General features: G+C 62.7%; 4 protein-coding genes. 2 read left to right on the top strand and 2 right to left on the bottom strand.

All coding sequences use genetic code 11. From position 1 onward, the window contains the following. Window positions 1–88 precede the first annotated feature (88 nt). Together ACW9I6_RS29395 and ACW9I6_RS29390 are read right to left on the bottom strand one after the other, a co-directional pair. Entirely contained in the window at window positions 89–1531 is a 1443-nt protein-coding gene (locus tag ACW9I6_RS29395; RefSeq protein ID WP_063028913.1) for a mechanosensitive ion channel domain-containing protein, read from the bottom strand. Window positions 1532–1594: 63 nt separating this feature from the next. Continuing rightward, a complete protein-coding gene (locus ACW9I6_RS29390) occupies window positions 1595–2461 on the bottom strand; it encodes a pirin family protein (protein WP_003210245.1) in 867 nt (288 codons plus the stop codon). A 187-nt stretch (window positions 2462–2648) separates the two neighbouring features. On the opposite strand from ACW9I6_RS29390, the gene ACW9I6_RS29385 reads away from it, so the two are divergent. Both ACW9I6_RS29385 and ACW9I6_RS29380 read left to right on the top strand, forming a co-directional pair. Next, complete coding sequence (locus tag ACW9I6_RS29385) at window positions 2649–3755, top strand: efflux RND transporter periplasmic adaptor subunit (RefSeq protein ID WP_457340128.1); 1107 nt, start codon at window positions 2649–2651, stop codon at window positions 3753–3755. Between the two features lie 2 nt (window positions 3756–3757). Next, the gene (locus ACW9I6_RS29380; RefSeq protein ID WP_457340127.1) at window positions 3758–6829 is read left to right on the top strand and encodes an efflux RND transporter permease subunit; all 3072 of its coding nucleotides are present in this window, start codon (window positions 3758–3760) and stop codon (window positions 6827–6829) included. The last annotated feature ends 60 nt before the right edge of the window (window positions 6830–6889 follow it).

Genomic DNA, 6889 nt, shown 5'->3' with positions numbered 1-6889 from the left:
GGTTACTTTTGGGGCGTTTGCCAAAAGTGACCCGCTGTAAGAGCGGAACCATAAGCGGCCGTTACCGCAGCAACGGATATGTACACCTTCAGGCCCGACTCCGCAGCCACTGCATAAACCCCTTCTTAACCGGCACCACAGGCGCCTCCTGCGTCAAACTCTGAGCCGCATGCAACCTGAAATCCAGCAGGCTTTTCATCGCCTCACTGATGTCATGCCGAGCATCCAGACAAGGCTTCAGATACTCCTTCTCAATCCTATACAACGTACAAAACGTCTTCGCCGAAAAGTCCGCAGGCACACCCTGCTCCGACAAAATCCCGGCCTCACCAATCACCTCCCCAGGCCCCATCCGCCCCGCTTCAAACTTGTGCCCGGCCTTGGTCAACATCACCGAAATCACCCCGGACTCGATGATAAACAGGTGATCACTCACCTCCCCCGCCGGCAAAATCATTTCCCCGGCGCGAAAGGTCTGCAGCGTCATGTTCTGGCTGAACGTCTCCTTCTCCTCCTGCCTCAACGTCGAGAAAATAGACGAGCTCTCCAACAACGCCCGAGCCCGGGAAACCGTCACCGGCGCATTACTCTCGGCCGCCGACAACAAACTCACCCCCGCCGCCTGCAAATGCCGAAACGCCAAATCATAAAGCTGATTGCGCACCTCACGCTTAAGCGCCATGGCCGGCACAAACCCGCTGATCTCATACTCCACGCCACCACTGGCCGACGTCTTGAACGCCACGCTCGGCGCCGGCTTGGCCAACAACGGGCGACACCCCTGCATCGCCCGCTCCAGCGCATCCAGCACGGTTTGGGGCCGCGCATGGGGGCTGACTTGCAGGCTGACCGCCAAGCCAAACATATCTGCGGGACGTGAGAAGTTGATGATCTTGGCCTTGGCCGCCAACGAGTTGGGCACCACCGCCAGGCTGCCCTGGGAGGTTTGCAGTTGGGTGGCGCGCCAGTCGATGTCTATCACCCGGCCTTCGGTGCCGTCGATGGAGATCCAGTCATCCAGTTGGTAGGGTTTGGTGGTATTGAGCACGATGCCGGAAAACACGTCGCTCAAGGTGCTTTGCAACGCCAGGCCGACGATGATTGCCACCGCCCCGGAAGTGGCCAGCACGCCCTTGACCGGCAGGTCGAGCACGTAGGCCATGGCGGCGATGATCGCGATCAGGAAAATCACCGCGCCCACCAGATCCTGCAACAGCCGCCCGGTGTGGCCGACCCGCTGCATCATCACCGCGCCGAGCAATACCGTGAGGGTGCGCGCCGCAAACAACCACCAGCCGATCTGGAACGCCGTTGCCGCCAAATGCAGCGCCACGTTGTCGCCGAACGGCGCGACCTGCATCGGGTTCATGCCTTCGTTGAACAGCACGGCGCTGAACACCGCAAAGATCACCAGCCGCGCCGCCAGCTTCCAATTGGCGAAATCGGCAGAGATCAAACGCCATACGGCAATATCGATCAGCACCAGCGCCAAGGCACAGAACATCGGGTGATCGGAGATAAATGAGGGCATTCAGGCGACTCCAGGGCGAATGCCATGAAGATCGCATGAAATGCCTTTGGAGGGTATAGCGCCCTAGCGCTGCATCTGCCCGAATTGCCCGGACTGATAGTCGGCAAACGCCTGGTGGATTTCCTGCTCGGTGTTCATCACAAACGGGCCGTGGCCGACGATGGGTTCGTCGATCGGCTCGCCGCTGAGCAACAGCACCATGGCGTCGTCGCTGGACTCGAGGCGCAGTTGCGTGCCATCGCGCTCGAACAGTGCCAACTGCCCTTCCCGCGCCACTTCAGTGCCGTTGATCCGCACCGTGCCGCGCAACACCACCAGCGCGGTGTTGCGCCCGGCGTGCAGGTCCAGCGTCACAGAGCGGCCGGCTTTGAGGCGCATGTCCCACACGTCGATCGGTGTGAAGGTACGAGCCGGGCCTTTGACCCCGTCGAACTCGCCCGCGATCAAGCGCAGGCTGCCGGCGTGGTCGGCCAGGGGCAGCGTCGGAATATCGCCATCGAGGATGGTCTGGTAACCGGCGTCGGTCATTTTGTCCCTGGCCGGCAGGTTGACCCACAACTGGACCATTTCCAGGGCCCCGCCGCTGCGGGCGAACGCCTCGGAGTGAAACTCCTCGTGAATGATGCCCCTGGCGGCTGTCATCCATTGCACATCGCCCGGGCCGATGGTGCCGCCGGCGCCGGTGGAATCGCGGTGCTCGACTTCGCCCTTGTAGACGATGGTCACGGTTTCAAAACCGCGATGAGGATGCTGGCCCACGCCGCGACGTTGCTCGGTCGGGGTGAACGCCGCAGGACCGGCGTGATCCAGCAACAGGAACGGGCTGATCTGCTTGCCCATGGTGTCGTAGGAAAACAGCGTGCGAACCGGAAAGCCGTCGCCGACCCAATGGCCACGTGGGCTGGTGTAGATGCCGATGATCTTTTTCATATGTGTCTCCAGTAATGGATACACCTTAAATCCGATACCAATTCCGCGCTAGACGGCAAAATCGGCCCTGATCGTCCCACCAGTGGAACAAATACTCGCGGGCTGGATTATTTTATATTTCGACCATAATATGGCGACAAATATTACAAGCGTAATTTTTAGCTCACCCCGCCCCACGGAGCCCGACATGAACCCTCTCCCCCTGCGTCTTCTCACCCCCCTGGCCCTGCTGGCGGTACTCAGTGGCTGCAATAACAAGGCCGACCCCGTCGCCGAAGCGCCCCTGCCCCGCCCGGTGCTGGCCGCCAAGGTCGAAGCCGCCGGCAGCCAGCAAAGCGCCTACACCGGCGTAGTGGCCGCGCGCACGGAAAGTGACCTGGGGTTTCGCGTCAGCGGCAAGGTGATCGAGCGCAAGGTTGATCCCGGCCAGCACGTCAACCGTGGCGACACTTTGCTGGTGCTGGATATCGGCGACTTCGAACTGGCCCTGCGTTCGGCAAAAAACCGCGTCAATGCGGCCCAGGCGCAACTGCGCCAACGCCGGGACGATGAATCCCGCTACCAGCGCCTGGCCAATACCGGCGCCGTGTCGCGGCAGATTTTCGACCAGTCCGCCACCAATCTGCGGGTGGCCGAAGCCGAACTGGCCTCCGCACAATCCGACGCCAGCCAGATCGAAAACCGCCGCACCTACTCGGTGCTCAGGGCCGACAGCGACGGCATCATCACCGACGTGCGGGTGGACCGCGGCCAAGTGGTCGCCGAGGGGCAAGTGGTGGCGCGCCTGGCCCACGACGGCGCCCGGGAAGCCATCGTCAACCTGCCGGAAAACCAGCGCGACCAGGCTTCGCAAAAAGCCCTGGCGTTCCCCTTCGGCGCCCCTGAGCAGGCAGTGACCGCCACGTTGCGCGAGCTGTCTGCCAGCGCCGACCCGACCACCCGCACCTACCGGGCCCGCTATGTATTGCATGGCCCCGTCGACCGCTTCGCTCTCGGCTCGACCATCACCGTGCGCCTGCAAGGTAACGGCCAGGCGCAACAGACCCGCGTGCCCATCGGGGCGCTGCAGGATGCCGGCAAAGGCACCGGTGTGTGGGTGATTGGCGCCGATGACAAGGTCAGCTTCGCCCCGGTCAACGTCGCCAGCCTCGGCCAGGAGGACGCGTTGCTGGACAGTGGCGTGGACCCCGGCCAAGTAGTCGTCGCCCTCGGCGCGCACCTGCTGCACAGCGGTGACGCGGTACGCCTGTTGCCGGCCCAGGTATTGGCCCTCAACCGTCAGCAGGAACCCTGATAATGCGCGGGATCAACCTCTCCGAACTGGCGGTCAAGCATCGCGCGGTCACGCTGTTCCTGATCATCGCGATCCTCGCCGCCGGGGTCTTTGCCTTTGGCAAACTGGGGCGCGCCGAAGACCCTTCGTTCACCGTCAAGGTCATGACCATCACCGCCGCCTGGCCCGGCGCCACCGCGCAAGAGATGCAGGAGCAAGTGGCCGACCGCTTGGAAAAACGCCTGCAGGAGCTGGACTATTACGACCGCGTCGAAACCATCGCCCAACCGGGCTTCGTCTCGATGCGCATGACGTACCTGGAGTCCACCCGCCCCAGCGAGATCCAGGACCTGTTCTACCAGACCCGCAAAAAGCTCAGCGACGAAGCCGCGAAGTTGCCCAAGGGGGTGATCGGGCCGTTTTTCAACGATGAATACTCCGACGTATACTTTTCCCTGTACGCGCTGGAGGCCGAACACCTGCCCCACCGGCAACTGGTGCAAATGGCCGAGGACATGCGCCAGGGCCTGCTCAATCTGCCGGGAGTGAAGAAGGTCAATATCCTCGGCGAACAGGCGCAGCGGATCTTCGTCGAGTTTTCCTATGAGCGCCTGGCCACCTTGGGCATCAAGCCCGAGCAGATCTTCGCCGCCCTCGCCGACCAGAATGCCGTGGCGCCTTCAGGCTTTGTCGAGACCGCCGGGGCACGCGCCTATATCCGCATCGACGGGGCCTTCGACAGCCTGGCGCTGATCGAAAACGTCCCGCTGGAAGCCAACGGCAAGCTGCTGCGCATCGCCGATGTGGCCACCGTCAGCCGGGGTTATGAAGACCCGCCCAGCTACCGTATCCGTCATCAGGGCGACCCCTCGCTGATGCTCGGGGTGATCATGGAGAAGCACTGGAACGGCCTGGAACTGGACAAGGCCCTCAAGGCCCAGGAAGCGAAAATCCAGGCCGACCTGCCGCTGGGGGTCAACTTCGCCAAGGTCTCCGACCAGGCGAAAAACATCAGCCTGGCGGTCAACGAGTTCATGCTGAAGTTCTTCGTCGCCCTCGCGGTGGTAATGGTCATCAGCCTGCTGGCCCTGGGGTTCCGCGTCGGGCTGGTGGTGGCCGCTGCGGTGCCGCTGACCTTGTCGATCGTGTTTGTGATCATGTTGATGACCGGTCGCGAATTCGACCGGGTGACCCTGGGTGCGTTGATCATTTCCCTGGGCCTGCTGGTGGACGACGCGATCATTGCGATCGAGATGATGGTGGTCAAACTCGAGGAAGGTTTTGACCGGATCCACGCGGCCACCTTCGCCTGGAGTTCCACCGCCGCGCCGATGCTCACGGGCACGCTGGTGACGATTATCGGCTTCCTGCCGGTGGGTTTTGCCCGCTCGGGGGCCGGTGAATATGCCGGGAATATTTTCTGGATCGTCGGTTTTGCGCTGATCGCCTCGTGGCTGGTGGCGGTGGTGTTCACCCCGTACCTGGGGGTCAAGCTGCTGCCGCACATCAAGCCGGTTGTCGGCGGCCACGACGCAATTTACGCCGGGCGCTATTACCAGAAACTGCGGCGCCTGGTGGATGCTTGCGTGCGCAGACGCTGGCTGGTCACCGGGCTGGTGGTGGCGGCCTTTGTGCTGTGTGGCCTGGGCATGGGCGTGGTGAAGAAGCAGTTCTTTCCCAACTCCGACCGTTCCGAGCTGATTCTGGAGGTGTACATGCCACCGGGCAGCGCCTTCAAAAGCACCGAGGCGGTAGCGGCGCAGGTGGAAAAGGCGTTGATGGAGGAGCCGCAAACCGTGATGGTCGACACCTATGTCGGCGGTGGTGCACCACGGTTTTTCCTGTCGCTGAACCCTGAGCTGCCAGATCCCGCCTTCGCCAAGTTGATCGTGCAGACCGCCGACGCCCATGCCCGGGACAGCCTGAAAAAACGCATGGCTGAACGCATCGCGGCCGGCGAATTTCCATCGGCGCGGGTGCGCGTCACCCAGTTGGTATTCGGCCCGCCGGTGCCCTTCCCGGTGGTGTTTCGCGTGTCCGGTCCCGACCTGAATGTGCTGCGCAGCCTGTCTGAAGACGTGCGCCAAGTGGTCGCGGCCAACACACTCACGCGGGACAGCTTCCTCGACTGGGGCGAACGCGCCAGCAGTTACCGCCTGGTACTCGACCAGGACCGCCTGCGCCTGCTGGGCTTTACCCCCGACGGGGTGAAATCCCAGCTCAACGCGTTGCTCAGCGGCAACCCGATTACCGAAGTGCGCGAAGGCAATCGCACCGTTTCAGTGGTTGCCCGCTCCCAGGGCAGCCAGCGCGAAGACCTCGGCAACCTGGACAATATGACCCTGACCAACAGTGCCGGTGTCTCGGTGCCATTGGCCCAGGTCGGGCATTTCCAGGCGGTGATGGAAGAACCGATCCTCAAGCGCCGCAATCGCGCACTGACCGTGGAAGTGCGCGCCGACATCGTCGACGGCACCCAGCCGCCAGATGTGGAAATGGCGGTGTACAAGGACCTGCAACCCCTGATCGCCAAGCTGCCGTCCGGGTATCAGATCGTCATCGGCGGCCCGGTGGAGGAAAGCGCCAAGGCCAACGTGGCGCTGGCGGCACTGTTCCCGATCATGATTCTGCTGACGTTGACCGTGATCATGTTCCAGGTGCGTTCGTTCGGGGTGATGTTCATGGTGTTCGCCACCGCGCCGCTGGGGCTGATCGGGGCGGTGCCGACGTTGCTGCTGTTCAACCAGCCGTTCGGGTTCAACGCAATATTGGGGCTGATCGGGATTGGCGGGATCCTGATGCGCAATACGCTGATCTTTACCGACCAGATTCGGCAGAACCAGGACCAGGGCATGGTGATTCGCGAGGCGATCATCGAGGCCACGGTGCGCCGGGCACGCCCGGTGATCCTGACCGCGCTGGCGGCGGCGCTGGCGTTTATTCCGCTGACACTGTCGGTGTTCTGGTCGTCGCTGGCGTATGTGTTGATTGGCGGGGTGCTGGTGGGGACAGTGTTGACGTTGCTGTTCTTGCCGGCGTTGTGCAGTTTGGTGCTGGGGCGGGAGAAGACCCGGGAAGTGGTGCCTGCAACCTGATCCAACCAACACCACAAACCAATGTGGGAGCGGGCTTGCTCGCGAAAGCGGTGTACCAGA

This window comes from Pseudomonas sp. SDO5522_S412 (assembly GCF_054071215.1).
Note: the sequence above shows the minus strand (reverse complement) of the source record. Positions and strands in the feature narration are given on the sequence as shown.